Here is a 23415-nt window from a genome sequence, read left to right as displayed (position 1 = left end):
TTCGCCGGCAGAATCTACGTTGAAGGTGCCTCCGCTTTTTGACGAAGGTGTCTTCGCTTTTACCGTAAACGCGTTCCCTGTGACACCGCCCGTCGTGGCTGAGCGGTGAGGGATGCGTCACGCGATTCCCTACCAGCGCAGGTGGAAACCCCGTCGTGCTGGGACGAAGCAGACGACCGCCGGCGATCGGACGGATTCCGGCAGTGACGACGGATGATGAGCGGAAATCGCCCGAAACCATCCCGACATCGACGGTAATCAGCCGCTGGCGCGGTACGGGAAACACCGTCGGTGACCTGTGGCGGGCGACGACCCGCGCGGTCGGCGCACCCGGCGGTACGTGGGCGAAATCACTCGATGGACGGCCGTCGACCGCCGGGTCGCGGCGGGCCGCCGGAGGAGCTTCCGACGGGCCGGCGGCGGGTCGACCGCGGCCCCGGCAGCGGGCCGGTGGCGGGGCGACGGCGGGGCCAGGACGGGTGGCGGCCTCGGCCGGGTGGCGGTCGGCGGTCGGCGCTCAGGCGACCGGGGTGAGCCGGCGCAGCGAACCGTCCGGGGCGACCCGGTGGACGTGAAGCCGGTTCGGTCCGGCCCGGAAGAGGGCGTCGTCGGTGAGCAGCGCGGCGAACCGCCGTCCCCCCGCGTCGGGTGGGACCACGGGCACGACCGCCCCGACCCGGCCGTTGACCGCGACCGCCAGCAGCGTGCCGTCGGGCACCCGGTCGGGCACCGTCCCCCAGACCAGCGCCGGCAACCGGCCGGCGGCCGGGTCGACGGCGCGGAACGCGTCGAGGTTGGCCACCCGGACCGTACCGTCGGTCGGCGGGTCGCCGACGGTGGTCCCCAGCAGCGGGTGGGGCGCGGGTGGGACCGGCGGGGCGGGCACGCCGCCGGAAAGGGTCACCGGCTGCCCCGGTCGGTCGTAGAAGAGCTTCTCGGCCCGTTGCCGGGGAGCCTGCCGCGCGGAGCGCCCGTCGACCCGCCACGGCACCTCGATCCGGGCCGCCTCGGCCACGGTCGGCAGCAGGTCGACATGCTCCCAGTTCCGGTCGTCGACCCGGCCGGTCCGCTGGCCGGGTTCCTTCACGAACGTCGGCACCCAGGCCACCTCGTCCGGGGCGGCGCGGATCGCGCCCATCCCCCGGCCCTGCGAGCCGGTGGTGAAGCTGACGCCGTGGTCGGCGGTGACCACCAGCAGCGCCCGGTCGTAGAGGCCGGTGGCGCGCAGGGTCCGCAGCGTCTCGCCGATCAGCCGGTCGGTGTAGCCGAGCTGGGCCAGGTGCCGCTGCCGGCCCAGGTCGGCCCAGCCGGGGCCGTCGTCCGGCAGGTCGTCCGGGGACTCGTACCGTGCCCCGGAGGGCAGGTACGTCCACGGGCTGTGCGGCATGAGCAGGTGCAGGAAGTGCAGCGTGGGCCGCGCGGCGGGGCGCAGGTCGGCCAGGAAGCGGGTGAACCGGGCCGGCTGGTGGTCGTCCAGGCTGTCCCACCGGAACTTCGGGTCGGTCGGGGGCGGCTCGGCCGCGTCGAGTCCCGCCTCGGCGGCGGTGGGCTCCCGGTAGCTCGCCTCCGGGTCGATCCGGCTCTCCACCGGTGCGACGAGCTGGCGCAGCAGGTCGGCGCTGGACCGGACCAGCACCCCGAGCCCCTGCTCCGGGCTGCTCGGCTGGTCACAGCGGCTCGGTGGGCAGAGCCGGGTGATGCTCTCCTGCGCGCGGACGTCGTAGAGGCCGCCGAAGGCGGTGAAGAGGTTCTCCGGGTACCGGGAGTAGTGCGGGGCGTCCGGTCGGGCCGGGTAGCGGCCGGTCAGCATCGCCGGCAGGGCGTAGGGGGTCCAGCCGCTGACCCCGGTGGCGTTGCGGTACCAGGTCGACCCGGCGGCCAGTTCGGCGAAGTGCGGGAACCTTGCCGCGTCGATCCGGCCGTCCGGGCCGAGCAGCGAGACCAGGGGCAGTTCGTCGAGGACGAGCAGGACGACCGGTGGGTGACCGCCGGGGCCGGTCGCCGCCCCCGCCCCCGCGCCGTCGTCGCGCGGCAGCACCACCGCCGAGGCGGGCGAGACGAGGACGAACAGGGCGACGAAGAGCGGCGGTCCGGCCGCCGCGACCCGGAGCACCCGGCCGGGCGTGCGCCAGCGCCGGTGCGCCGCCGTCCCGGCCGCACCCACCACGCCGGCCAGCAGCAGCAGCGGCACGCCCCGCAGCGGGGTCACCTCCCGCCCTACCTGGACGGCGAGGGCGGCGAGCAGGAGCGCGACGAGCACCCGGTGCGCCGCCAGCCGGACCCGGCCGCCGGCCAGCCGGGTCAGCGCGCCGAGCCCGGCCAGCGTCCCGGTGGGCACCAGGGCGACCAGGGCGAGCAACGCCACGACCTGCCCGGCCGTCGCCCGGTGGAACAGGAAGAAGTCGGGGCTGCGGCCGAGCACGTCCAGCAGCGGTTGGGTGACGGTCAGGCCGACCAGGGCGGCCACCTCCAGCAGCAGGGCCAGCTCGGCGCGCCAGGCCGGCGGCGCGGGCGCGGCGGTCGGGGCGGTCCCGGTGACCGGGCGTGTGATCGTCCGCTCAGCCACCCACGGTCCCCAGGTACAGGGTCCGGGTTCCCGACGGCAGGTCGAGACGGCGGCTGATCCGGCACCGCGCGGCGAGCAGCCGCTCGAAGACCTCGCACCGGTAGTCCGGGAAGATGCCCACCGGCTTGTTCGCCAGCAGTTGTCGCGCCATCGGGTCGCGGGGGTGCACGAACTCCACCACGATCCGTCCGCCCGGACGGGCCAGCCCGACCAGGGCGTCGACCACCTCCGGCAGGGGCACGTTGCGCCCGATGGCCAGGTGGTGCACGACCGCCAGGGCGAGCACCGCGTCGGCGGCGCTCCGGGCCGCGAAGGAGGCCCGTTCCACCCCGCGCCAGCCACCACCCGGGGACGGGTCGGCGAGGTCCATCACCAGCGGCAGGATCCGCCGTTCCCGCTCGGCGCGCAGCCGGCGGTAGAGCCGGTCGGCCACCGCCGGGTCCTGTTCGACGGCGATCACCGCGTCGGCGTACCGCGCGGCGATCCGGGCGTACCGGCCGTCGTTGGTCCCCAGGTCGAGCACGAGCCGGGGACGCGGCCCGGCCGCCAACGCGGCCTCGACGAAGCGTTCCTTGCCGGCCCGGTCCTCCGCCGAGTAGCCGCAGGTGCGCTGGTAGTCGGCCCAGTGGCTGTCCGACGGCGGGCGGTCCAGCCGGTCGACCAGCCGCTCGATGCCGCCCACCGTGGCCAGCGCCAGGTCCCGCGAGTACCCGGCGGCCCGCAGCTGGTCGCGGACGTCGGTGGTGGTGGCGGAGGCGTGCCGCCGCTGCATCGCCCCGTGCAGGTGCACGTGGGTCGGCACGCCGGGCAGCAGGCGGCGGACCCCCCGGAACAGCGGTCGGAGCTGGTCGGCCTCGATGCCGTCGACGCGGGCGCGTAGCCAGGGCTGGAAGTCCACGCCGAGGTGGGCCTGGAGCAGCAGCGGATACAGCAACGTCTGGCAGAACTGCCGGTAGCCCGCCCAGGGCTCGCCCTCGCGGGCCGGCTCGAACGACCCCACGTCGATGAAGACCGGCGCGGCACCCCGCCACTGCACGTTGTAGGCCGACCCGTCCTTCAGGGTGAACCCGTGCGCGAGGGCGCTGCGCAGGATCTCCAGGTGCAGCAGCGCGGCGTCGCGCAGCATGCCGAACGTCCACTCGTAGGGGTGGGCGACGAACGGGATCCGCTCGTGCCGCAGCACGGCCGTCCAGGGTGTACCGGGGACCGGTGCGATCGGCTCGGTGCCGCAGACCTTGCCGGCGGCGAGCAGGGCGCGGAAGAAGTCCGTGCCGGCCAGCGCCCGGTAGTCGCGGGCGGCCTGCTCGTCGAGACCGCGCAGGACGTCGCCGTCGAGGTGGAAGACCCGGTTGGCCGGGTCACGGAACGAGGCCGGCTCGGCCCGGAGCCCGGTGTCGGGGATCGTCATGCCGGTCAGCGCCGGTCGGCGCGCTGCCGCCGGAACCGGTCGGTCAGCCGGCGCCAGTAGAGCTTGGCGGCCACGGCCGCCCCGGCCACTCCGCCCACCACCGCCTGCACGATCAGGCTGCCGGATCCCGCGTCCAGGTAGGCCAGGTGCATCACCGACCGCTCCCTTCCCTCGCCGTCGTGGAGTGCGTCCGGACGGCATGCATCGCCGGGGATTTGTCCCCTTAAAGCCGGACTTGTCTGCACGTCCACCGTACGCCGCGATCCGCCCGTACGGGGCCACACCGGGCAGCCGGCACCCCTGCCGGTGGTGTCCGATCCGTTCAAGACCTCCGGGCCGCGCCGGCCGTACCGTCGGCGCCATGACACCACGCATCGACCTGGTCGGGATGGCGACCACGGACCTGCCCCGCACCCTGGACTTCTACCGTCGTCTCGGCGTCGACGTGCCGCCCGGCGCGGAGACCGAGCCGCACGTGGAGGTCACCCTGCCCGGTGGGATCCGGCTGGCCTGGGACACGGTGGAGACGGTCCACTCCTTCGACCCGCAGTGGCAGCCGGGCAGCGGCGGTCCCCGGATGAGCCTGGCGTTCCGCTGCGCCGATCCGGCCGAGGTCGACCGTCACTACGCGGAGCTGACCGGGGCCGGCTTCACCGGACACCTCGCGCCGTGGGACGCCTTCTGGGGGCAGCGGTACGCCGTCCTGCACGACCCGGAGGGCAACGGCGTGGATCTCTACGCCCCGCTGCCGGACCCGGCACCGCCGGCGGACTGACCGGGCGACACGACGCCGCCGGCCGACCGGACGGGGGACAGGAGGGCGGTCGGCGGCACCCCGGCCAGGTCCCGCACGTCGCGGGTCAGGTGCGCCTGGTCGGCGTACCCGCTGCGGACGGCCACCTCGGCCAGCGGCGTACCGGCTCGGGCCAGGGCCAGCGCCCGCTGCATCCGCAGGATGCGGGCGAGGGTCTTCGGGCCGTACCCGAACAGGGCCCGGCACCGGCGGTGCAGGACGCGCGGATCGAGCCCCTCCTCGGCGGCGGTCGCGGCGACGGTGGCACCGGCGCGCAGCCGGGCGGCGACCCGGACGCCGAGCGGATCCACGCCCCCGACCCGGCGCAGCCGCGCCAGCGCGACCGATTCCAGCGCCTCCCCCGGTGCCCGCGCCGCCCGCTCGGCCAGCTCGGCCACCGCCCGGTCCCCCCAGAGGTCGGCCAGCGGCACCCGACGGTCCCGCAGCGCGTCGGCGGGGAGGCCGAACACCGCCGGCCCGGCGCCGGGCGGCAGCCGCAGGCCGACCCACCGCTCCCCCGACCCACCGGCGGAGAGCTGCGCCCGCCGGTCCGGCCCGGCCACCAGCAACCCGGCCCGACTGGACCAGAGCAGGTCGAGGCAGCCGTCGGGCAGGACCCGGGTCGGGTCGGCGTCCGCCGGGGCGGTGCTGGTCCACAGCACCGCCCCGGCGAGGCGCGCGGGACGTTCCCGGTACATCCCGCCAGCCTGCCACCCGGCCGACGGTCAGCGGTCAGCGGTGGGGGCGCGGCCCGTCCCGGTCGGAGGGCGGTGGAAGCGCCGTACGACCCGGCAGCCGGACGGCGAACACGGTCCGGCCGGGTCGGCTGTCCACGACGACCTGACCGTGGTGGGCCTCCACCACGGCCGCCACGATGGCCAGGCCCAGACCGGTGCTCCCGTGCGTCCGGGAGCGGGAGCCGTCGCCCCGGGCGAACCGTTCGAAGACCTCCGGCAGCAGCTCCGGCGGCACGCCGGGACCGTCGTCGGCGACGGTCAGCACGGCGTGCTCCGGGTCGGCCCGCAGCGTGGTGGTGACCGCGCTGCCGGCCGGAGTGTGCACCCGCGCGTTGGTCAGCAGGTTCGTCACCACCTGGTGCAGCCGGGCGGCGTCGCCCGGCACCTCGACCGCCTCGTCCGGCAGGTCGAGCTGCCAGCGGTGGTCGGGACCGGCCACGTGCGCGTCGCTGACCGCGTCGACCACCAGCGCGGACAGGTCCACCGGCTCGGTCACCAGCGGCCGGCCCGAGTCGAGTCGGGCCAGCAGCAGCAGGTCGTCGACGAGGCTGGTCATCCGGACGCTCTCCGACTCCACCCGGCGCAGCGCGTGCGCCACGTCGGGCGGGACCTGCGCCCGCCCCCGGCGGGTCACCTCCGCGTACCCCCGGATGGCGGCCAGCGGGGTACGCAGTTCGTGGCTGGCGTCGGCGACGAACTGGCGTACCCGGGTCTCGCTGGCCTGCCGGGCGGCGAGCGCGGCGGCCACGTGCCCGAGCATCCGGTTGAGCGCGGCACCGACCTGGCCGACCTCGGTGCGCGGGTCGGTGTCGACGGCCGGCACCCGGACCGACAGGGCGACCTCGCCCCGGTCCAGCGGCAGCTCGGTGACCCGGGTGGCGGTGGCGGCGACCCGACGCAACGGACGCAGCGTGGCCTGGACGATCACCGCGCCGACCGAGCCGGCGAGCAGCAGGCCGAGGGTGGCGAGCCCGGCCTGCGCGGCGACCATCCACCAGACGGTCTCCTGCACGCCGGCCAGGGGCACCCCGAGGGCGCGGACGCCGCCGTCCCGGCTCTCGTGCGCCACGAACCGGTAATCGCCCCGGTCACCGAGGTCGACGGTGCGGGGCCGGCCGTCGGGAGGCAGGGCGGTGACCGCCGCGACCTGGTCCGGGGAGATCACTTCGTCGTCGCCGCCGGAGGTGAGGGTCCGGGCGGTGACGACCTCGCCGTCGACGGTCCGGGCGACGATCGTGCCGGTCGGGAAGCCGGGCGGGATGCGCAGGTAACGGCCCTCGACGACGGCGGGCGGCCCGCCGGGCGAGGGGTCGGCGGGCCCCCGGGACTGCCGCGTCGGGGCCAGCTCCTCGTCGACCTGGGCGATCAGGAAGTGCCGCAGGGCCACCGTGGTGACGCCGCCGACGCCGACGCTGACCAGGGCGAGCAGCACGACCAGGATGGCCACCAGCCGGGTACGCAGGGACCAGCCGGTCAGCCGGCGCCGCAGCGACCACCGGCCGGTCTCACCGGGCCGGCTTGAGGACATACCCCGCCCCGCGCAGCGTGTGGATCATCGGCTCGCGGCCGGCGTCGATCTTCTTCCGCAGGTACGAGATGTACAGCTCGACGACGTTCGCCTGGCCGCCGAAGTCGTAGTTCCACACGTGGTCGAGGATCTGGGCCTTGCTGAGCACCCGCCGGGGGTTGCGCATCAGGTAGCGGAGCAACTCGAACTCGGTGGCGGTGAGGGTGATCAGGTCCTCGCCCCGGCGTACCTCGTGGCTCTCCTCGTCCAGGCTCAGGTCGCCGACGGTGAGGACGGCCTCCTCGCGGGCGGCCACGGCCAGCCCGGCACGGCGCAGCAGCGCCCGGAGCCGGGCGATCACCTCCTCCAGGCTGAACGGCTTGGTGACGTAGTCGTCGCCGCCCACGGTCAGCCCGGCGATCCGGTCCTGCACCGCGTCCCGCGCGGTCAGGAAGAGCACCGGCACGTTCGGGGCCTGCTCGCGCAGCCGGCGCAGCACCTGGAAGCCGTCCAGGTCGGGCAGCATGACGTCGAGCACCACCACGTCCGGGCGGACCTGCCGGGCACTACTCAACGCAGCCATGCCGTTGCCGGCGGTGGCCACCTGCCAGCCCTCGTAGCGCAGCGCCATGGCGAGCAGGTCGGTCAGGGTCGGCTCGTCGTCGACCACCAGCACCCGGACCGGTCCGCCGTCCGGGCGGCGCAGCTCGACCCGACCGGGCAGGGCAGGCCCATCGGTCACCATGGCTCCCATCCTGACCCGTGAGGCTGTGCGCCGTCTCGGTCTTCGCTGTGCGCCACCTGTACGGCGCGTCGCCACCCGGACGGCTGGCGGGGTCAGCGGGACCGGGCCCAGGCGAGGAAGCGGAACGCCAGGTCGGACCGGGCGGGCTCGTCCGGGCGCTCGGGCAGGTCGGCCGCCGCGTCCGCCATCATGGCGTTCAGGTACATCATCAGGGTGGGCCGGTTCCCCCGGTACTCGACGATCAGCCGCAGCCGGGCCGACGAGCAGGGCCACGGGGCACCGCAGGCCCGGCACCGCCAGGAGGGACGGGCGGCGGTGTGCTCGGGCCGACCACGCCCGGCGGTCATCGCGGCTCCTCCTTCGGGGTGAAGGGCCAGGTCCGGAAGGTGACCGTGCCGCACCCCCGCCACTGCTCGTGCGGCAGGTCGTGGTCGGGGGCCAGGTTGCAGACCGCCCGCCACCGTCCCTCCCCGATGGTGTCCCCGCAGGTCTCCCCGAGGGCGAGGGCCCGCTCGTAGTCCCGGATGCCCAATCCGTCCACCCACCTTCGTGCTGTCGTCCGTCGTGGAGGGCCGCCCCGCCTCCCCTCGGGGCGGCCCGGCAGGCACGACCGCCGCGTTCCACCGCCACCGGCCGCACCGCCTCCCGACCACCCTCCCCCACAGTGGTCAGACAACTACAGCCCGTGAGAAGGTGGCAGGCAGACGTCTTCGCCATCCCGAAGGGAAGCCGAATGAACGATGCGTTCCGGGCCGCCCTGCACGCCACCGGCCACACCACCGAGTCCCTCGCCGCAGCGATAAGAGTCGATCCGAAGACCACTATGCGATGGCTGACCGAGGGACGCGTGCCGTACCCCCGGCACCGGGCGGCAGCCGCCGAGGCCCTCGGCCGAGACATCTCGGACATCTGGCCGGACACATTCCGGCGGAAGGTGCCGCTGTGGTTCCGTCCGTGGCAGGAGATCGAGCGGGAGGCGGTGTCGCTGCGCTCGTACGAAAGCACGGTCCTGCCGGGGCTGCTCCAGACCGAGGCGTACGCCCGCGCTGTGCTGACCGGCGGCGGGCTGCTCGCCCGGGGCGAGGTGGAACGGCACCTGGCCACCCGGCTCGCCCGGCAGGGCATCCTCGCCCAGGACGACCCGCCCCAGTTCACCGCCGTGATCGACGAGGGGGTGCTGCGCCGCCCGGTCGGCGGCCGGGAGACCATGCGCGAGCAACTGTCGGCCCTGGTCACGGCGTGCGCCGCACCGCATGTCCGGGTGCACGTGGTGCCGTCCACCGTGGGCGCCTACGCCGGGCTCAACGGCCCGTTCGTGGTCGCCGAGAGCCCCGACCACCGGCTCGCCGGCTACCTGGACAACCAACTCCAGGGACACGTGGTCAGCGAGGCGGACGAACTGGCGGCGATACTGGCAGCGTGGGAGAACGTGCGCGGCGAGGCGTTGTCCCACTGGCAATCCGTCGACCTCATCACGGAAGTGGCGAAGACATGGACCTGACCGGCGCACGGTGGCGGAAGAGCAGTCGGAGCAGCGGCAACGGCGGCAACTGCGTCGAGGTCGCCGACAACCTGCCCGGGGTGGTCGGCGTCCGCGACAGCAAGGACCCGGACGGCCCGACGCTGGCCTTCTCCCCTACCGCCTGGCGGGCCTTCGTCACCCGGCTCGCCCCACCCGGCTGACCCGCCCACCGCCGCGTCGGCCTCCACGGTGGACGTCGACGCGGCGGTTCGTGGTGGGATGGCCGGATGAGTGGACTCGCGGACCTGACCGCCGCTCCGGACCAGATCGCGTACCTGGACGCCGCCGCCCGTACTCCGGTGGGCCTCGACTACAAGCAGCGCCTGCTCGCCGCGCTCGACGTCCGGCCCGGTCAGACGGTGGTGGACCTGGGCTGCGGGCCGGGCACCGACCTGGCCGCGCTGGCCGACGCGGTCGGCGCGGACGGCACGGTCGTCGGGATCGACCACCAGCCCCGGATGGTGGCCGAGGCCGCCGGCCGGCTCGCCGACCGGCCGACCGTCGACCTGCGGGAAGGGGACCTGCACGACCTGCCGTTGCCCGACGCCAGCGTGGACCGGCTCCGGGTGGACCGGGTCCTGCAACACGTCGAGCATCCGGAGCGGGCGGTCGCGGAGGCCCGGCGGGTGTTGCGGCCGGGTGGACTGTTCGGCATGGCCGAGCCGGACTGGGACACCCTCGCCGTCGCCGACGCCGACGTCACCACCAGCCGCCGCTTCGCCCGGTTCACCGCCGGCCGGGTCCGCAACGCCACGATGGGTCGGCACCTGGTCCGGCTGGCCGACGCCGCCGGGTTCCGGATCCGGTCGGTCGAGCCGGTGGCGGTGCTGTTCCAGGACTTCGCCACCGCCGACCAGATCCTCGGCCTGCGGCGCAACGCGGCACGGGCGGTGGCGGCCGGCGAGCTGACCGAGACGGACGTCGCGCCGTGGCTGCGCCGGTTGGAGACCGGCCCGCTGGTCGCCGGCTTCACGTTCTACCTGGTCGTCGCCGAGGTCTGAGCCGCCCCGGCGCACAGCGGGCACACAGCGTGGACCTGCTCCGGTCCCAGTCTCGCCCGGCAGGCTCCGCCCGTGGAGACCATCGATCGGATCTGTGAGACACGCTGGTCGTACCGGGGTCGCCCGGTCCGGCTGGCGGTGACCGGGGCCCGACGGGCGACGGCGGCGCGGCGGGTGGTGACCGGGGCGCTGGCCGCCCTGGACCGGATCGCCGCGCCGGGGCAGGGTGAACTGGCCCGGGTGCATCGGGCGGCGGGCCGTCCGGTTCCGGTGGGTCCGCTGCTGCGGGACCTGGTGGCGGTCGCCCTGGACGCGGCGCGGGCCAGCGACGGCGCCTGCGACCCCACGATCGGCGCGGCCCGGATCCGGCTGGCCGCCCGGAGTGGACCGCTCCCCGGCTGCGGTTTCGGCACCGGGGTTCCGCCCCCGGTCGACGGCTGGCGGGCGATCTCGCTGCACGGCGACCGGCTGACCGTGCCATCGACGTTGCTGCTGGTGCTGGGTGGGACGGCAACGGCGTACCTGGCGCAACGCTGCGCCACGCGGATCGCCGAACGGTCGGCGGGCGGGGTGCTGGTCGCGATCGGCTCCCGGGTGGCGACCGCCGGTCCGGTGCCACCCGGCGGCTGGCCGGTGCCGGTGGGTGGCCGGACGATCCGGCTCACCGGCGGCGGGCTGGCCACCGCGTCCGCGTACCGCCCCGACGGTGGCGACGTGCTCGATCCGCCGCCCCGGCCGGCTCCCGGGCTGCCCGCGACGGCGGTGACCGTGGCCGCGCCGGACACGGTACGGGCCGCCACCCTCGCCGTCACCGCCCTGGTCCGGGGGGTGGACGGGCCCGGCTGGCTCGCCGGCCAGGACTGTTCCTGGTGGGTCGACCCGGATCGGACGGACGGCCGCCCCGGCGGCGAGGTCGGGGCCGACCCGGCACGGCCGGGGGTTACCCGGTGGTAGTTTTCGGTGATGCGGCAGCGGCGAGGCGGTACGGCGGGCCCACTGGCCGGCAGGGTCGTCCTGGTGACCGGGGCGGCCCGGGGTATCGGTGAGCACACCGCCCGGGTCGCCGCCGCCCGGGGAGCGCACGTCGCCCTGGTCGGCCTGGAACCGGAGCGCCTGGCCGCGCTCGCGGCCGACCTCGGCCCCGGGCACGTCTGGTTCCCCGCCGACGTCACCGACCAGGCGAGCCTGACGGCAGCCGTGGACGGCACCCTGACCGCGCTGGGCCGCATCGACGCGGTGGTCGCGAACGCGGGCGTGGCGAACCGGGGCACCCTGGCGGTCGGGGACCTCGACGCGATGGTGCGGACCGTCGAGGTGAACCTGATCGGGGTGATGCGGACGGCGGCGGCGACCGTCGACGCGCTGATCGACCGTCGGGGCCACCTGCTGCTCGTCTCCTCGGCGGCGGCGTTCGCCGCGCCACCGGGGATGGCCGCCTACTGCGCGTCGAAGGCGGGAGTGGAGCAGTTCGGCACCTCGATCCGGCTGGAGCTGGCCCACCACGGGGTGACCGTGGGCACCGCCCACCCGTCCTGGATCGACACCGACCTGGTGCGCGACGCGCGTGCCGACCTGCCCGCCGTGGCGGAGCTGCTGGCGAAGCTGCCCTGGCCGATGCGGCGGACCACCTCGGTGCGGGAGTGCGCGGAGGCGTTCGTCCGGGGGATCGAGCGACGGCAGCGTCGGGTGTACGTGCCCCGCTCCGTGGGCCTGGTGCAGGCCAGCCGCACGCTGCTGGTCAGCCCGCTGGCCGACCTGGTGATGGCGCGGCACGCCCGGCGGGCGGTACCCGAGTTGGAGGCGCAGGTGCGGAGCCTGGGGCGCGGGTTCGGTGGGACCACGGCGCTGCCCGACGTCCCGGGCCGCACCGGCCCTCGGCCCGACCCGGCGGTGGACGACCCCGCACGGTGAACGTTCGGCCCGACCCGCCGGTGGACGCCCCCCCACGGTGAACGTCAAGATCGCCGGTCGGCGGTTTGTCCTGCTCCGGCCCCGGGTACCGGCTCGGGAGCGGCATGCCCGGTCGACGAGTCATGGCCGGCGGGCACCGGACGAGGGCGAGGAGCGGCGCGATGAGGACGCTGGACGGGCGGTACCGGCTCGAACAGCGGATCGGCCTCGGTGGCATGTCGGAGGTCTGGCGGGCCCACGACGTGGTGCTGGACCGGACGGTGGCGGTGAAACTGATCCTTCCGGGCCAGGACGACGGACCGACGTCCGTGGAGCGGATCCGCGCCGAGGCACGGTCGGCGGCCCGGCTGGTACACCCGAACGTGGCGAGCGTGCACGACTTCGGCACCTCGTCGACGGCGACCGGGCAGCCGGTGCCGTACATCGTGATGGAGCTGGCCGAGGGGGAGACCCTCGCCGCCCACGTCCGCTCCGGTCCGCTGGACTGGCGGATCGCGGCCCGGGTCTGCGCCGAGGTGAGCGCCGCGCTCTCCGCCGCACACGCCCAGGGCATCGTGCACCGGGACGTGAAGCCGGCGAACGTGGTGCTCACCCCGGCCGGGGTGAAGGTGCTGGACTTCGGGATCGCCACTCCCACCGGGACCCGCGACCAGGTTCCGGAGGGCATGGTGGTGGGCACCCCGGCGTACCTGGCCCCGGAGCAGTTGGCACACCACCCGGCCACCACCGCCGCCGACATGTACGCCCTCGGCGTGCTGTTGTACTACTGCCTCACCGGCCGCCTGCCGTACCCGACAGCGTCGGCGGCCCAGCTGCTGGCGACGGGGCGCCGGCAGGCTCCCGAGCCGCTGCCACCGATCGACGGGTTGCCCACCGAGGTGGCCGACCTCTGCCAGCGCTGCCTGGCCGAGGACCCGCTGGCCCGCCCCACCAGCCTGGTCGCCGCGCTGGTGCTGGCCGAGGCGGTGGACGCACGGGTGTACGTGCCGCTGGCCGTGGTGCCGCCCCGGCCCCGCTCCGGGGGCAGCGTGTCGCCGTGGTGCGACCGGGCCGCGGCCGAACCGACCGAGGTGGCGGTGTCGGCGGAGGCCGGCGGCCCACGGTGCTGACCCCGTCCGGGCGTCCGCCCTGAGCCCCGGGGCGGTTTCGCCGGGCGGGTGCCGGGTAGCCGTGCCGGGATGACGGGAGGACCGCGATGTCAGACCCGAGTTCCTGGTTCCACGAGGCCATGGCGACCGCCGAGGGGGGTCACGTCCGCACCGACGACGGCGGGCTCTCCACGGCGCTGGCCTCCCCGCTCGCGCCGCACTGCTCCGGGCTGACCCCGGAGCAGCTGCTCGCGGCGGCCTTCGCCTCGTGCCTGCACCACGCGGCCGTGGAGGCGGCCAAGGACATCACCGACGAGGCGCACACCGTGCAGGTCCGCGCCGAGGTCCGGCTGGGACGCGCCGACGACGGTCGCTACCAGGCGGACGTGCACGCCTCGATCTCCTCCACCGGGCTCAGCCGCGACCAGCTCGCCGGCCTGGTGGCGCACGCCGACCGGCTGTGGCCGTTCTCCAGCGACGACCTGAGCCGGCACCGGCTGACGGTGACCGCGGCGGAGAACGGCCGGCACTGACGGCACCGGCTGACGGTGACCGCGGCGGAGAACGGCCGGCACCGGACGGACGCCGGAGCGGGCCGGCGCGGCGACCTCCGCCGTACGGTCGATGGGGGCCCGGCCGGTCGGCGCTGCCACCGGGCCGGGCGGTGGAGGTGGGGGTCACGCGGCACCACGTGCCGGGTCGCACCGGAAAGGCACCCGAAAGTGCGGCCTAAGGGCTTTTGTCGTTGATGCCGGTCCTGCCGGTTCCGGCGGGACATCAGGGGATATCGAGGACACTACTCCGCTCGATTGTGGTTCATGCCACTGTTCACGCCGATGGCAGCGGTCCCGATCCTTTCTAGCCTCGGCGGGTGCGCCACGACGACTCCGTTGACCAGAAGCTGTCCCCCGTCCGGCCGGGTACCCGTTCGGTCGAGGCAGCCTCCCCCGAACGACGCGTCGGCCGGCACCGCGCCGAGGACCGCCGGCCCCGGGGCCGGGCCTGGCCCGCCACCACCGGCGTCCGGGTGGCGCTCGCCGCCGGGGTGACCTGCTGCCTCGGCGTCGGCGTCGTGGTCGGGACGCAGGCCGTCGGTGGCGGCGAGGAGCCGCTGCGCGAATCCCTGGCCGACCGGGCGGTCAGCGCCGCCGAGGCCGACCGGCGGGCGTCCCGCTCGTACCAGCGCGGGCCGGCGTCCACGCCGAGCGCCTCCACCAGTCCCTCCCTCGCCGCGAAGCCGACGGCCCGGCCACCGCGCCCCGCCCGGCCACAGCCGGTCGCCGGCCTCACCCAACGCCAGATGGACAACGCGAAGGCGATCGTGGACGTCGGCGTCGAGCTGCGGATGCCCCGCCGGGCGCTGGTGGTGGCGATCGCCACCGCGATGCAGGAGAGCCACCTGCACAACCTCGCCAACGACCGGATCGCCGAGTCGTCCCGGTACCCGCACCAGGGCAGCGGCGACGACCACGACTCGGTCGGTCTCTTCCAGCAGCGACCGAGCAGCGGCTGGGGCAGCGTCCGCGAGCTGATGCAGCCGGCCTACGCCGCCCGGGTCTTCTATCAGGCGCTGCGCGAGGTGCCGGGCTGGCCGGAGCTGAGCGTCACGGCCGCCGCGCAGGCGGTGCAGCGGTCGGCCTACCCGGGCGCGTACGCCAAGCACGAGCGCCGGGCCACCACCGTGGTCGACGCGTTGACCTGACCGGCCCCCTCCGCGGTCGGGCCCGGGGATCGGGCGGCAGCACGCCACGGGCGGGACGGCGCCGATGTCTCGGGCCGCCCGGCGACCGGGGCCGCGCCGAGCGCGTCAGGACCGCTTGGGCAGCACCACGACACGGCCGAAGAACTCGTCGATGCGGCGTACCACGTCGTTGAAGTCGTCGAGGTCGATCGGCTTGGTCACGTAGGCGTTGGCCTGGAGGGTGTAGCTGCCGACGATGTCGGTGTCCGCGTTGGACGTGGTGAGCACGACGATCGGGATGGTCCGCAGGTCGTCGTCGCTCTTGACCTCACCCAGCACCTGCCGACCGTCCATCCGGGGCATGTTCAGGTCGAGCAGGATGACGTCCGGGCGCTGGGCCTCGGTGTGCCGGCCCTCCTGACGGAGGAACTCCATCGCCTCCTGGCCGTCACTGACCACGTCGATGACCTTCTCGACGTCGGAGTCCTCCAGCGCTTCCTCGATCATCAGGACGTCGCCCGGGTCGTCGTCGACCACCAGGATGCGGACCGGTCCGGACCTCTCTGCGCCCATGACTACCTGCCTCTTCGTGCTGGTGGGACGATGACCGTGCGATCACTGCCGGCGGGGAAATCTAACCGATCAGTGGTGGGCGTGCGACGCCGGGTCGGCGGTCGGTTCGTACCGGAGCACGTCGGCCAGACCGGTCATCCGCAGCACCCGGTCCACCCGTCCGGTGGCACCGGTGAGTCGCAGCCAGCCACCGGCGTCGGCGCAGGCGTTGTCGCCACGGACGAAGGCGGCGATACCGGTGGAGTCACAGAACGTCAGCTCGCCCAGGTCCATCAGGAGGTGAACCCGGCCGTCGGCGAGCAGACCGTCGATCGCCGTGGTCAGTCGGGGCGCGGTGCTCAGGTCGAGCTCACCGGCGAGCCGCAGGCAGACTTCCGTGCCATCCCGCTGGGCGTGCGTGACGGTGAACGTCAACGTGTTCCCTCTCGATCCGGCCACAGGCGGATGCTTGCGGTGGAGCAAGTATAAGCAGGCCCGAACGGTGCGCCACCAACGACGGGCCTCAGTGGCGGGTGACCGTCGGGGACGCGGACGCCACGGCGTGCCCCGCGGCGAGGAATCGGCCCGCCCGGGGGAAGTCCCGCAACAGCTGCTGGAAGTGGGCCAGGGTCAGTTCCACCGAAACCGCCGGAACGCCCCGGCTGGTGAGGATCATCGTCAGCCAGTCGACGAACTCGGTGAAGAGGTCGCCGTCGTCGACGTAGACCGCGGCGGCGAGGAAGTCGACGATGTGGCCGAGGTCGCTGACGGTGGAGTCGAGTTGGACGGCGGTGTACTCGGCCAGCTGCGGAAACCGGTCCCGCAGGTGGGCCAGGGCCGCGTCGATCAGTTCGACGCGCCGCCGCAGCAGGCCGGCGTACTCGTCGTCGGCCAGGTGGGCCAGGTCGGCGGCGGGCACCCGGCGCAGCGCACGCTCGTCGGCGACGAGTTCGGCGGCCGTCGGCGCGTCCGGCGCCCACGCGACGCCGAGCCGCCGGGCCCACCGCCCGCCCGTCCCGAAACCCCGCCCGCCGACCAGGACCGGCACGTCGGAGCGGCGGCAGGTCTCGATCATCCGATGGGCGTACGGCAGCCGCATGGGCAGCGCGCAGGCCAGGGCGACCGCGTGCGCGTCGTACCGCTGGAGGTACGCCACCAGGTGCGCGGCGGGCACGCTCGCCCCGAGGAAGGTGGCCTGCCAGCCACGCAGTCGCAGGACCTCGGCCACCAGCCGGGCGGGCAGGCCGTGCCACTCCCCGTCCATGCAGGCCACCACGACGTGACCCCGGTCCGGGCGGGGGCCGGCCGTCGAGGAGACCGCCGCGACCACCCGCTCACTGATGTGCGTCGCGGCGTGTTCCTGCGCCACGCTCCACTCGTTGCGGGCCCAGCGCTCCCCCACCTCGGCCTGGGCCGGGGCGACCAGATCCAGCAGGATCCGCTCGGCCGGCACCCCGTCGGCGAGCAGGTCCATCGCCACGTCCACCGCGCCGTACTCGTCGGCGCCGTCCAGGCAGCGCAGGTACGCCGGGTAGACGGCGGTGAGGTCGGTCCGGGCGGCGGTGCTGGTCACGGTCGTCACGTCCTCGGATCTCGGTGACCCCGGCCGATCGGCTGCGGGACGGGGGCGGCGCCGGCCAGGTCGGGCACCGCGTGCAAGTGCCGGGACGCGCGGCCGGTGGCCTCGACCGCCCGTAGCGCCAGCACGGCGATGTCGTCGTGGTCGCCGTGGGCGAGCCAGTCTCCGGTGACCTGTTCGATCCGTTCGGCGAGCGCGGGCGCCGGCATCCGGTGGCAGCCGCTGACCGCGTGCACCAGCCGATCGACGCCGAACAGCTCGTCGCCCCGCCGGCCGCCCCGGGCCTCGGTGACCCCGTCGCTGTAGAGCAGGCAGGTTTCGCCGGGGGCGAGCTGGACCGTCACCTCGCCGATGCGCGGGTCCGGCACCACGCCGATCAGCATGCCGCTGAGGGCGACCGGTTCCACCTCGCCGGAGGCCCGCAGCACCAGCGGTGGCAGGTGACCGCCGCCGGCCATGGTGAGTGACAGGCCGCCGTCGCGCAGCGACCGGACCACCCCCAGCACCATCGTGGCGAACCGGCCCTGACCGTTGGCCAGGGTGGTTTCCAGGAGCGCGTCGTTGAGCAGCCGCAGCAACCGGGCGGGCTGGAACTCGACCCGGTGCAGCGCCTGGAGGCACTGGCGGAGCTGGCCGGTGAAGACAGCCGCCTCGACGCCCTTGCCGGAGACGTCGCCGAGGTAGAACAGACACCCCCCGTCGGGCAGCCGGTGGGCACCGTAGAAGTCCCCGCCGATCCGCAGCCCGGCCTGCGCCGGACGGTAGGCGGTGCCCCACTGGACCCCGCTCGCCTCGGTCGGCTCGACCGGCAGCAGGCTCGCCTGGAGGGTGTCCGCCACCTCGGCCTGGTCGCGGTAGAGCACCGCCGACGTCAGGGCCGCGCCGGCCCGGGAGGCGAACGCCCGGACCAGGTCCACGTCGGCCTCGTCGTAGGGACGGGTCGTCCGGCGGGCGACGAGCAGCACGCCCGTCGGTGTGCCCCGGCCGGGCAACGGCACGAGCCGGGCGCAGATGTCCGGGATCGCCAGCCCCGGCAGCCAGCCGGCCTCGGCCGCCTGCTCGACCAGCCAGTCCACCGCGTGCGGCTCGACCCCGGCCAGTCCCTCGTCGATCGCGGGCGGCAGGTCGGCGGTGCCGAGGACGCCGCTGTCCACGGTGGGTACGTCCTCGTCCGTCCGGGCGGCCCGCCACCAGCGGGCCCGGCCGGCACGCGGGGCGAGGACCAGCACCGCCACGTCGCCCAGGGTGGGTACGGCGAGCCGGACCGTGGCCGCCGCCGCCCGGTCGGGGTGCAACGGGTTGCCGAGCTTCTCCCCCGCGGTGGCGAGGAACGCCGAGCGGGCCCGTTCGGCCAGCAACGCGTCCGCCCGGCTGACGCTCTCGGTGACGTCCTCGACGTACCGGCAGCAGCGGTTGGCGGAGAGCGGCACGCGGCGGACCCGCAGGCGCCGTTCGTGGTGGGTGAACTCGACCGGGCCGTCGTCGGCGGCGAGCGCGGCCACCCCGGCGGAGGCCAGGACCTGTCCGACGGTGACCTCGGGGAGCAGCCGATCGGCGACCGGGCTCAGATGGCGCACCACCCCGTCGGAGTCACACACGACGAAACCCTCGCGGAAGTACTCGACGACCTCGGACCAGTCCGGTCCGGTCGCTGCGTGGTCCGGGTCGAGGGGTGGCAGCGGCAGCGCAGGGTGTTGCGGAACGTCGGCGGACCACGCCGGAGCCCGTGCGGCACTCGGCGTGGAGATCCGTCCGTCGCCCGGGTCGCAGCCCCTGACGTCGGCAGCAGTCACCAGCTAAGCCCCACTCCTTCTCGACACCCTCGCTCCGCCGGTCGTGGCGTGTGTGATCCAATCTCTTCGCCCCAGCCTACGCCGGTATGCCGGTAACGCCACCCGTGGTCAGCACCGGCGTACCCGGCGGGCGGCCCGGCCGGTTGTTACGATTTCGGGAAACTGCCTGACCGGCAGCCCTGCGGAGAGGCGTAATACTGGTGCTCCACCGGAGGAAACCCGAATCGACGCCGTTGACGATGTCGATCGACGACACCGACTCCGCAGCCCCCCTGATCACCGTCGCGGGGGACCTGGACTTCACCACCGCCCCACCGCTGCGCACCGCGCTCGATCACCTGCTGGCCGCCCGACCGCCGGCGGTCGTACTGGACTTCGGCGGTCTGCTGTTCATCGACAGCACCGGACTCGCGGTGATCGTGCACGCCTGGCGCGAGGGGCATCCGAACGGCACCGTCATCCGGCTCCGCGCCACCCCCCGCTTCCTGGAGGCCATCCTCGACATCACCGGCGTCAGCGGGCTGCTGGCCCGGACGACTCGCGAGGACGAACGTGAACGGCCCGTCACGCTGGCCTGACCGAACCCCCGGTGTTTCCCGGCCCACGTCCCCTGGGAACATGGTGCAGATGCCACGCCAGCTGTTGACGATCGAGGTCAGCCGGATCGCCCCCGGGCACGCCCTGCTGCGGCTGGCCGGCGAACTCGACTTCGACACCGCCCCGGAGCTGATCCTGGTGGCGAACCAGGTCCGGTCCGAGGGACACGACGACCTCACCCTCGACCTGACCGACGTGACGCTCTGCGACTCCTCCGGGCTGAGCGCGATCGTCCTGCTCTACCGCAGCGGGGCGCGGTCGGTCCGGCTGGTCGGCATGAACAAGCAGGTCCAGCAGCTGCTGGCCCGTACCGGGCTGGCCGAGCTGCTCGCCGGTCCGCGTCCCGGTGAGGGCGACGTGACCGGTCCTTCCGCACTCGGCGACGGGGCGCGCCAGGTCGGCTGACCGGGCACCGCCGCGTCCCCGTCACCCCATGACGACGGCCTGCGAGGCGACCGGGAGGCCCCGGCCCTCGGGTTCGGGCACGAGGTCGTCCGGTCGTCCGGCCTCGGGAGCCTGGAAGAGGTACCGCACGAACTCCGCGCCCACCTCGTTGTCCTCCCCGCCCGGCCACTGCCCGACGCAGTCGACGCCGATCACCTCACGGCCGGCACCGTCGGCCTCCTCGAGCAGCGCCCAGACGGTCACCGGGTAGCAGCGGGTGGTGTCCGGCGCGAGTTGCCAGCGGGCGTACCAGCCGGGTCGAGCGGGGACGATCTCGACGATCCGTTTCATGACGACCTTTCCTTCCGCGTGCCTCGGAAGTTCTCAGGGTCCGGTATCGATCATGTGCCCCGGTGGGGTGAGCGCTCGTCACCCCACCGGCATGAACCCGGCGCCGACACCCCTCGGCCGGCCGGCCGGGCCGGTTTCGGGTCGCGCGGGGCCGGGAAGCCGCCGGGAGCCAGCCGAGACAGGAAGTGAGGTCAGCGGATGCGGAAGCAGATGGAGGGGGACAACCAGCGGCGCCGGGCGCTCGCCCGCCAGGCCCGGGAACGGGGCCGGCAGGCCAGCAGCGACGCCGCCACCCTCGGCGCCTCCAAGCAGCTCACCCACCTGGACCGGGGCAAGCGCGCGGGTCCACCGCCGGCCGGTGTCCACAAACCGGACAGCACCCGGGGTGGTCCGGCGCCGCCGCCGGCCGGTCGCCCGACCGCTGCCCGGCCGGGACCCCGTCCGGGTCCGGGCCGGCCCGAGGCCATCGGCCTGGGCTACCGGGAACTGGTCGCCGACGTCAGCCGCCGGACCGGGGTGGACTTCCGCGAGGCCAAGGTCGGCGCGGAGGCGACCGTGCTGGTGCTCTCCCGGGCCCTGGAGGAGACCGACCGGCAGCGGCTGCTGCGGGCGGTGCCGGTGTCGTTGCACGACGTGACCCCGGTCGACGGGATCAGCCGGCACCGGGACCTGCCGGGCTTCCTCGGTGAGGTGGCCCGGATCAGCGGCCGGACCCCGGAACAGGCCCGCTACCAGGCCGAGGCGACCATCGCCGCACTGGCCACGCGGGACGGGAACCTGGTGGCGTCGCTGCGCGTACCGGAGGGTCTGCGCGACCTGCTCTACCCGCCGGAGGCCGGTGGGGGCCTGGTCGGACCGACCGGGGCGACCGCCCCGCTGGCCGCGGACGAACTGCGCGCGGCGCTGGCCGACCTGCCCTACTGGTCGGCCCGGGGCCCGACGTTGTCCCGCAGCATCGCGCTGCCCCCGCCGAACCTGGACCGGGTGCTCGACCGGATCGACCGGTTGCGCCGGGACACCGGCCGGGGGCCCACGATCAGCCGGCAGACCGCGTCCAGCGCGGTACTCACGGTGCGGAGCCGCCAGGCGGACGAGGTCACCGCGCGCGACGTCGACCTGGCCCACCTGGTCGACGACGCGATCGAGGAGGCGGGCGCCGGTATCGCCGGCTGAGCGCCGGTCGCGTACCCGGCCGGCGCTCCCGCCGACGGCAGGGGACCGGCGCCGGACCGGGTCGGCGGCACGCGCGCCGCCGACCCGGCGCGCCAGGGCCCGGACGGCGACGCGGTCCGGCGGGTCGGCTAGCGTGCCGGTCGTGGACGGGGACGACGGGCCGGTGCTGGTGGTGGATCCCACCCGCCGGACCGGGCGGACCCTGCTCGCGGCGGGGGTCGAGCAGTCGTACGTCGACGTCGCGGACCCGACCCACCTCCGGTTCGAGTACGTGCGGCGGATGGCTGCCGGGCTCGACCTGGCGGCGCCGCCCGGCGTACCGCTGCGGGCGCTGCACCTCGGCGGCGGGGCGCTCACCCTGCCCCGTTACCTGGCCGCCACCCGGCCCGGGTCGACGCAGCTCGTGGTGGAGCGGGACGCGGCCCTGCTCGACCTGGTGGTGCGGGAACTGCCCCCGCCACCGGAGGTGCGGACCGAGGTCGGCGACGCGCGTGCCGCCCTGGCCGGGCAGCCGGCCGGCGGGTACGACGTGGTGCTGGCCGACGTCTACAGCGGGGCCCGGATGCCGGCGCACGTCTGCACCGTCGAGTTCGTCGCCGAGGTGGCCCGCGTCCTGCGTCCGGACGGGCTCTACCTGGTCAACCTGACCGACCTTCCGCCGCTGGTCTTCTCCCGGGTGCAGGCGGCCACCCTCGGTACGGTCTTCGCCGAGGTGTGCCTGGTCGCCGCCCGGCGCATGCTCGGCGGCCGGCGGTACGGCAACGTCGTGCTCGCCGCCGCCGCGCGCCCCGGACGCCTGCCGGTACGCCGCCTCGCGGCGCGGGTGGCCCGGGATCCGCTGCCCGGCACGGTGCTGCACGGCGCGGAGCTGGCCGCCTTCGTGGCCGGCGCGGCACCGGCCACCGACGCCGGACGACCCGCCAGCTGAGGCGTCCACCGTTTCCTCCGGCCCCGACCGGGTAGCCGCGCCGGATGAGCAGCACCTCCGACGACCGGCTCACCGCCCGCCGGGTGGTCATCGTCATCGGTCTGGTGCTGGCCACCCTGCTCGCGCTGGCGCTGCTCTGGGCCGCCCGTCGGGTGCTGGTCTGGATCCTGGTGGCCGCCTTTCTCGCCGCCGCCCTGAAGCCGGCGGTGGACCACCTGCAACGCCGGTTCGTCCGCCGTCGGACGATCGCCACGCTGCTGGTGTTCCTCGCGGCCACCGGACTGCTCGCCGCCGTGGGAACGCTGATCGTGGTGCCGCTGGTGGACGAGGTGGCCCGGTTCGTGGAGCGGGTGCCGGAGCTGGTCCGGGACGTCCGGACCGGCCGGGGACGGCTCGGTGAGCTGGCGAACCGGTTCGGGTTGCGCCGGTACGCGCAGACCCACGGGGAGCAGCTCCAGGAGTACGGCGACCGGCTGGGTCGACCCGCCCTGGGCCTGGTGCGCGGGGCGTTGGAGGCGGTGGTCGGGACGGTCACCGTCATCGTGCTGGCGTACCTGATGGTGCTGGAGTCGCCCCGGCTGGGCGGCGCGCTGCTCGCGGTCACCGGGGACGGCACCGGGGACCGGTTGCGGCGCGTCGGCCGGGAGTGCGGTCGTACGGTCACCGGATACGTCACCGGGAACCTGGTGATCAGTCTGATCTGCGGCAGCCTGACGTTCGTCGTCCTCGCCGCGCTGGGCGTCCCGTTCGCCGCCGTGATCGCCCTGGTGGTCGCGGTCACGGACCTGGTGCCCCTGGTGGGAGCGACGATCGGCGCGCTGCTGGCGACCGGGGCGGCGTTCGTGCACTCCCCCACCGCCGGCATCGTCACCCTGGTCTTCTTCGTGCTGTACCAGCAGGTGGAGAACCACATCCTGCAACCCGTGATCATGGGTCGGGCGGTGCGGCTGAATCCACTGACAGTGCTGGTCAGCGTGCTGCTCGCGGCCGAACTCGCCGGTCTGGTCGGCGCGCTGCTGGCGATCCCGGCGGCCGGGATCCTCCAGGTGCTGCTCCGGGAGGCCGGCCTCCCCCGCGGGTTCCGCCGAGGGAGGTGAGC

At 74.9% G+C, this 23415-nt stretch carries 27 protein-coding genes; 14 read left to right on the top strand and 13 right to left on the bottom strand.

What is annotated here, in order from left to right:
- Positions 1-517: 517 nt before the first annotated feature.
- The 3 genes from AB0F58_RS14110 to AB0F58_RS14100 are packed head-to-tail and all read right to left on the bottom strand — an operon-like array spanning position 518 to position 4129.
- Positions 518-2551 (bottom strand): sulfatase-like hydrolase/transferase, encoded by a 2034-nt coding sequence (locus AB0F58_RS14110; RefSeq protein WP_357142725.1) that lies wholly within the window; start codon positions 2549-2551, stop codon positions 518-520.
- A 7-nt stretch (positions 2552-2558) separates the two neighbouring features.
- Complete coding sequence (locus AB0F58_RS14105; protein ID WP_357142494.1) at positions 2559-3974, bottom strand: methyltransferase; 1416 nt, start codon at positions 3972-3974, stop codon at positions 2559-2561.
- Between the two features lie 5 nt (positions 3975-3979).
- Positions 3980-4129, bottom strand: a complete 150-nt coding sequence (locus tag AB0F58_RS14100; RefSeq protein ID WP_357142493.1) for a hypothetical protein — start codon at positions 4127-4129, stop codon at positions 3980-3982.
- Between the two features lie 206 nt (positions 4130-4335).
- Between AB0F58_RS14100 and AB0F58_RS14095 the strand changes: the two genes are divergently transcribed.
- Positions 4336-4749, top strand: a complete 414-nt coding sequence (locus AB0F58_RS14095) for a VOC family protein (protein ID WP_357142492.1) — start codon at positions 4336-4338, stop codon at positions 4747-4749.
- Here AB0F58_RS14095 and AB0F58_RS14090 read toward each other — a convergent pair.
- From AB0F58_RS14090 to AB0F58_RS14070, 5 genes are all read right to left on the bottom strand, one after another.
- A complete protein-coding gene (locus tag AB0F58_RS14090) occupies positions 4710-5465 on the bottom strand; it encodes a helix-turn-helix transcriptional regulator (RefSeq protein ID WP_357142491.1) in 756 nt (251 codons plus the stop codon). The two genes, AB0F58_RS14095 and AB0F58_RS14090, sit on opposite strands and share 40 nt — an antisense overlap.
- Before the next feature lie 34 nt (positions 5466-5499).
- A complete protein-coding gene (locus AB0F58_RS14085) occupies positions 5500-7032 on the bottom strand; it encodes a HAMP domain-containing sensor histidine kinase (RefSeq protein ID WP_357142490.1) in 1533 nt (510 codons plus the stop codon).
- Entirely contained in the window at positions 7010-7756 is a 747-nt protein-coding gene (locus AB0F58_RS14080) for a response regulator transcription factor (protein WP_357142489.1), read from the bottom strand. Before AB0F58_RS14080 ends, AB0F58_RS14085 begins: the two co-directional genes overlap by 23 nt.
- Positions 7757-7848: 92 nt before the next feature.
- Positions 7849-8103 (bottom strand): flavin reductase, encoded by a 255-nt coding sequence (locus tag AB0F58_RS14075; protein WP_357142488.1) that lies wholly within the window; start codon positions 8101-8103, stop codon positions 7849-7851.
- Positions 8100-8297 carry a hypothetical protein gene (locus AB0F58_RS14070; RefSeq protein ID WP_357142487.1) on the bottom strand — a complete coding sequence of 66 codons (198 nt, stop codon included), beginning with the start codon at positions 8295-8297 and terminating at the stop codon, positions 8100-8102. The genes AB0F58_RS14075 and AB0F58_RS14070 overlap by 4 nt, the downstream gene beginning before the upstream one ends.
- A 192-nt stretch (positions 8298-8489) precedes the next feature.
- Here AB0F58_RS14070 and AB0F58_RS14065 point away from each other — a divergent pair, with 192 nt between their 5' ends.
- The 8 genes from AB0F58_RS14065 to AB0F58_RS14030 all read left to right on the top strand — a co-directional run bounded on the left by AB0F58_RS14065 (position 8490) and on the right by AB0F58_RS14030 (position 14980).
- Positions 8490-9257 (top strand): DUF5753 domain-containing protein, encoded by a 768-nt coding sequence (locus AB0F58_RS14065; protein ID WP_357142486.1) that lies wholly within the window; start codon positions 8490-8492, stop codon positions 9255-9257.
- On the top strand, positions 9248-9439 hold the full coding sequence (locus AB0F58_RS14060) for a DUF397 domain-containing protein (RefSeq protein WP_357142485.1): 192 nt from the start codon (positions 9248-9250) through the stop codon (positions 9437-9439). The genes AB0F58_RS14065 and AB0F58_RS14060 overlap by 10 nt, the downstream gene beginning before the upstream one ends.
- Positions 9440-9505: 66 nt before the next feature.
- Positions 9506-10279, top strand: a complete 774-nt coding sequence (locus tag AB0F58_RS14055; protein WP_357142484.1) for a methyltransferase domain-containing protein — start codon at positions 9506-9508, stop codon at positions 10277-10279.
- Between the two features lie 72 nt (positions 10280-10351).
- The gene (locus AB0F58_RS14050; protein WP_357142483.1) at positions 10352-11233 is read left to right on the top strand and encodes an FAD:protein FMN transferase; all 882 of its coding nucleotides are present in this window, start codon (positions 10352-10354) and stop codon (positions 11231-11233) included.
- Between the two features lie 9 nt (positions 11234-11242).
- Complete coding sequence (locus AB0F58_RS14045) at positions 11243-12190, top strand: SDR family oxidoreductase (protein ID WP_357142482.1); 948 nt, start codon at positions 11243-11245, stop codon at positions 12188-12190.
- Between the two features lie 161 nt (positions 12191-12351).
- The gene (locus AB0F58_RS14040; RefSeq protein WP_357142481.1) at positions 12352-13299 is read left to right on the top strand and encodes a serine/threonine-protein kinase; all 948 of its coding nucleotides are present in this window, start codon (positions 12352-12354) and stop codon (positions 13297-13299) included.
- Between the two features lie 86 nt (positions 13300-13385).
- Positions 13386-13811 carry an OsmC family protein gene (locus AB0F58_RS14035; RefSeq protein WP_357142480.1) on the top strand — a complete coding sequence of 142 codons (426 nt, stop codon included), beginning with the start codon at positions 13386-13388 and terminating at the stop codon, positions 13809-13811.
- Between the two features lie 338 nt (positions 13812-14149).
- Positions 14150-14980 (top strand): hypothetical protein, encoded by an 831-nt coding sequence (locus AB0F58_RS14030; protein WP_357142479.1) that lies wholly within the window; start codon positions 14150-14152, stop codon positions 14978-14980.
- A gap of 105 nt (positions 14981-15085) precedes the next feature.
- Here the strand turns inward: AB0F58_RS14030 and AB0F58_RS14025 are convergent, their stop codons facing one another.
- The 4 genes from AB0F58_RS14025 to AB0F58_RS14010 all read right to left on the bottom strand — a co-directional run bounded on the left by AB0F58_RS14025 (position 15086) and on the right by AB0F58_RS14010 (position 18883).
- The gene (locus AB0F58_RS14025) at positions 15086-15532 is read right to left on the bottom strand and encodes a response regulator (RefSeq protein ID WP_357142478.1); all 447 of its coding nucleotides are present in this window, start codon (positions 15530-15532) and stop codon (positions 15086-15088) included.
- Between the two features lie 69 nt (positions 15533-15601).
- On the bottom strand, positions 15602-15970 hold the full coding sequence (locus AB0F58_RS14020; RefSeq protein ID WP_357142477.1) for an STAS domain-containing protein: 369 nt from the start codon (positions 15968-15970) through the stop codon (positions 15602-15604).
- A 64-nt stretch (positions 15971-16034) separates the two neighbouring features.
- Entirely contained in the window at positions 16035-17084 is a 1050-nt protein-coding gene (locus AB0F58_RS14015) for a cobalamin-dependent protein (RefSeq protein ID WP_357142476.1), read from the bottom strand.
- 5 nt (positions 17085-17089) lie between these two features.
- Positions 17090-18883 carry a SpoIIE family protein phosphatase gene (locus AB0F58_RS14010; protein WP_357142475.1) on the bottom strand — a complete coding sequence of 598 codons (1794 nt, stop codon included), beginning with the start codon at positions 18881-18883 and terminating at the stop codon, positions 17090-17092.
- 239 nt (positions 18884-19122) lie between these two features.
- Between AB0F58_RS14010 and AB0F58_RS14005 the strand changes: the two genes are divergently transcribed.
- Positions 19123-19461, top strand: coding sequence for an STAS domain-containing protein (locus tag AB0F58_RS14005; RefSeq protein WP_357142474.1), 339 nt, complete (start codon positions 19123-19125; stop codon positions 19459-19461).
- A gap of 40 nt (positions 19462-19501) precedes the next feature.
- Positions 19502-19885, top strand: a complete 384-nt coding sequence (locus tag AB0F58_RS14000) for an STAS domain-containing protein (RefSeq protein ID WP_357142473.1) — start codon at positions 19502-19504, stop codon at positions 19883-19885.
- 21 nt (positions 19886-19906) lie between these two features.
- On the opposite strand, the gene AB0F58_RS13995 is transcribed toward AB0F58_RS14000, so the two are convergent.
- On the bottom strand, positions 19907-20215 hold the full coding sequence (locus AB0F58_RS13995) for a hypothetical protein (RefSeq protein WP_357142472.1): 309 nt from the start codon (positions 20213-20215) through the stop codon (positions 19907-19909).
- A gap of 198 nt (positions 20216-20413) precedes the next feature.
- On the opposite strand from AB0F58_RS13995, the gene AB0F58_RS13990 reads away from it, so the two are divergent.
- The 3 genes from AB0F58_RS13990 to AB0F58_RS13980 all read left to right on the top strand — a co-directional run bounded on the left by AB0F58_RS13990 (position 20414) and on the right by AB0F58_RS13980 (position 23413).
- On the top strand, positions 20414-21388 hold the full coding sequence (locus tag AB0F58_RS13990) for a DUF2267 domain-containing protein (protein ID WP_357142471.1): 975 nt from the start codon (positions 20414-20416) through the stop codon (positions 21386-21388).
- Positions 21389-21530: 142 nt separating this feature from the next.
- Positions 21531-22316: a fused MFS/spermidine synthase gene (locus AB0F58_RS13985; RefSeq protein WP_357142470.1), complete on the top strand. Its 786-nt coding sequence runs from the start codon at positions 21531-21533 to the stop codon at positions 22314-22316.
- A 44-nt stretch (positions 22317-22360) separates the two neighbouring features.
- Positions 22361-23413, top strand: a complete 1053-nt coding sequence (locus AB0F58_RS13980; protein ID WP_357142469.1) for an AI-2E family transporter — start codon at positions 22361-22363, stop codon at positions 23411-23413.
- The last annotated feature ends 2 nt before the right edge of the window (positions 23414-23415 follow it).

The sequence above is a fragment of the Micromonospora sp. NPDC023956 genome (assembly GCF_040639195.1).
Taxonomy (GTDB): domain Bacteria; phylum Actinomycetota; class Actinomycetes; order Mycobacteriales; family Micromonosporaceae; genus Micromonospora.
The sequence above is the reverse complement of the archived record's forward strand: the minus strand, read 5'-3'. Positions and strand labels throughout refer to the sequence as shown.

Excerpts from the sequence above, each read along its gene's own strand:
- AB0F58_RS14105 (WP_357142494.1), bottom strand. The coding sequence starts at position 3,974 with ATGACGATCCCCGACACCGGGCTCCGGGCCGAGCCGGCCTCGTTCCGT.
- AB0F58_RS14095 (WP_357142492.1), top strand. The coding sequence starts at position 4,336 with ATGACACCACGCATCGACCTGGTCGGGATGGCGACCACGGACCTGCCC.
- AB0F58_RS14090 (WP_357142491.1), bottom strand. The coding sequence starts at position 5,465 with ATGTACCGGGAACGTCCCGCGCGCCTCGCCGGGGCGGTGCTGTGGACC.
- AB0F58_RS14085 (WP_357142490.1), bottom strand. The coding sequence starts at position 7,032 with ATGTCCTCAAGCCGGCCCGGTGAGACCGGCCGGTGGTCGCTGCGGCGC.
- AB0F58_RS14080 (WP_357142489.1), bottom strand. The coding sequence starts at position 7,756 with ATGGTGACCGATGGGCCTGCCCTGCCCGGTCGGGTCGAGCTGCGCCGC.
- AB0F58_RS14075 (WP_357142488.1), bottom strand. The coding sequence starts at position 8,103 with ATGACCGCCGGGCGTGGTCGGCCCGAGCACACCGCCGCCCGTCCCTCC.
- AB0F58_RS14065 (WP_357142486.1), top strand. The coding sequence starts at position 8,490 with ATGAACGATGCGTTCCGGGCCGCCCTGCACGCCACCGGCCACACCACC.
- AB0F58_RS14060 (WP_357142485.1), top strand. The coding sequence starts at position 9,248 with ATGGACCTGACCGGCGCACGGTGGCGGAAGAGCAGTCGGAGCAGCGGC.
- AB0F58_RS14055 (WP_357142484.1), top strand. The coding sequence starts at position 9,506 with ATGAGTGGACTCGCGGACCTGACCGCCGCTCCGGACCAGATCGCGTAC.
- AB0F58_RS14045 (WP_357142482.1), top strand. The coding sequence starts at position 11,243 with ATGCGGCAGCGGCGAGGCGGTACGGCGGGCCCACTGGCCGGCAGGGTC.
- AB0F58_RS14040 (WP_357142481.1), top strand. The coding sequence starts at position 12,352 with ATGAGGACGCTGGACGGGCGGTACCGGCTCGAACAGCGGATCGGCCTC.
- AB0F58_RS14035 (WP_357142480.1), top strand. The coding sequence starts at position 13,386 with ATGTCAGACCCGAGTTCCTGGTTCCACGAGGCCATGGCGACCGCCGAG.
- AB0F58_RS14025 (WP_357142478.1), bottom strand. The coding sequence starts at position 15,532 with ATGGGCGCAGAGAGGTCCGGACCGGTCCGCATCCTGGTGGTCGACGAC.
- AB0F58_RS14005 (WP_357142474.1), top strand. The coding sequence starts at position 19,123 with ATGTCGATCGACGACACCGACTCCGCAGCCCCCCTGATCACCGTCGCG.
- AB0F58_RS14000 (WP_357142473.1), top strand. The coding sequence starts at position 19,502 with ATGGTGCAGATGCCACGCCAGCTGTTGACGATCGAGGTCAGCCGGATC.
- AB0F58_RS13995 (WP_357142472.1), bottom strand. The coding sequence starts at position 20,215 with ATGAAACGGATCGTCGAGATCGTCCCCGCTCGACCCGGCTGGTACGCC.
- AB0F58_RS13990 (WP_357142471.1), top strand. The coding sequence starts at position 20,414 with ATGCGGAAGCAGATGGAGGGGGACAACCAGCGGCGCCGGGCGCTCGCC.
- AB0F58_RS13980 (WP_357142469.1), top strand. The coding sequence starts at position 22,361 with ATGAGCAGCACCTCCGACGACCGGCTCACCGCCCGCCGGGTGGTCATC.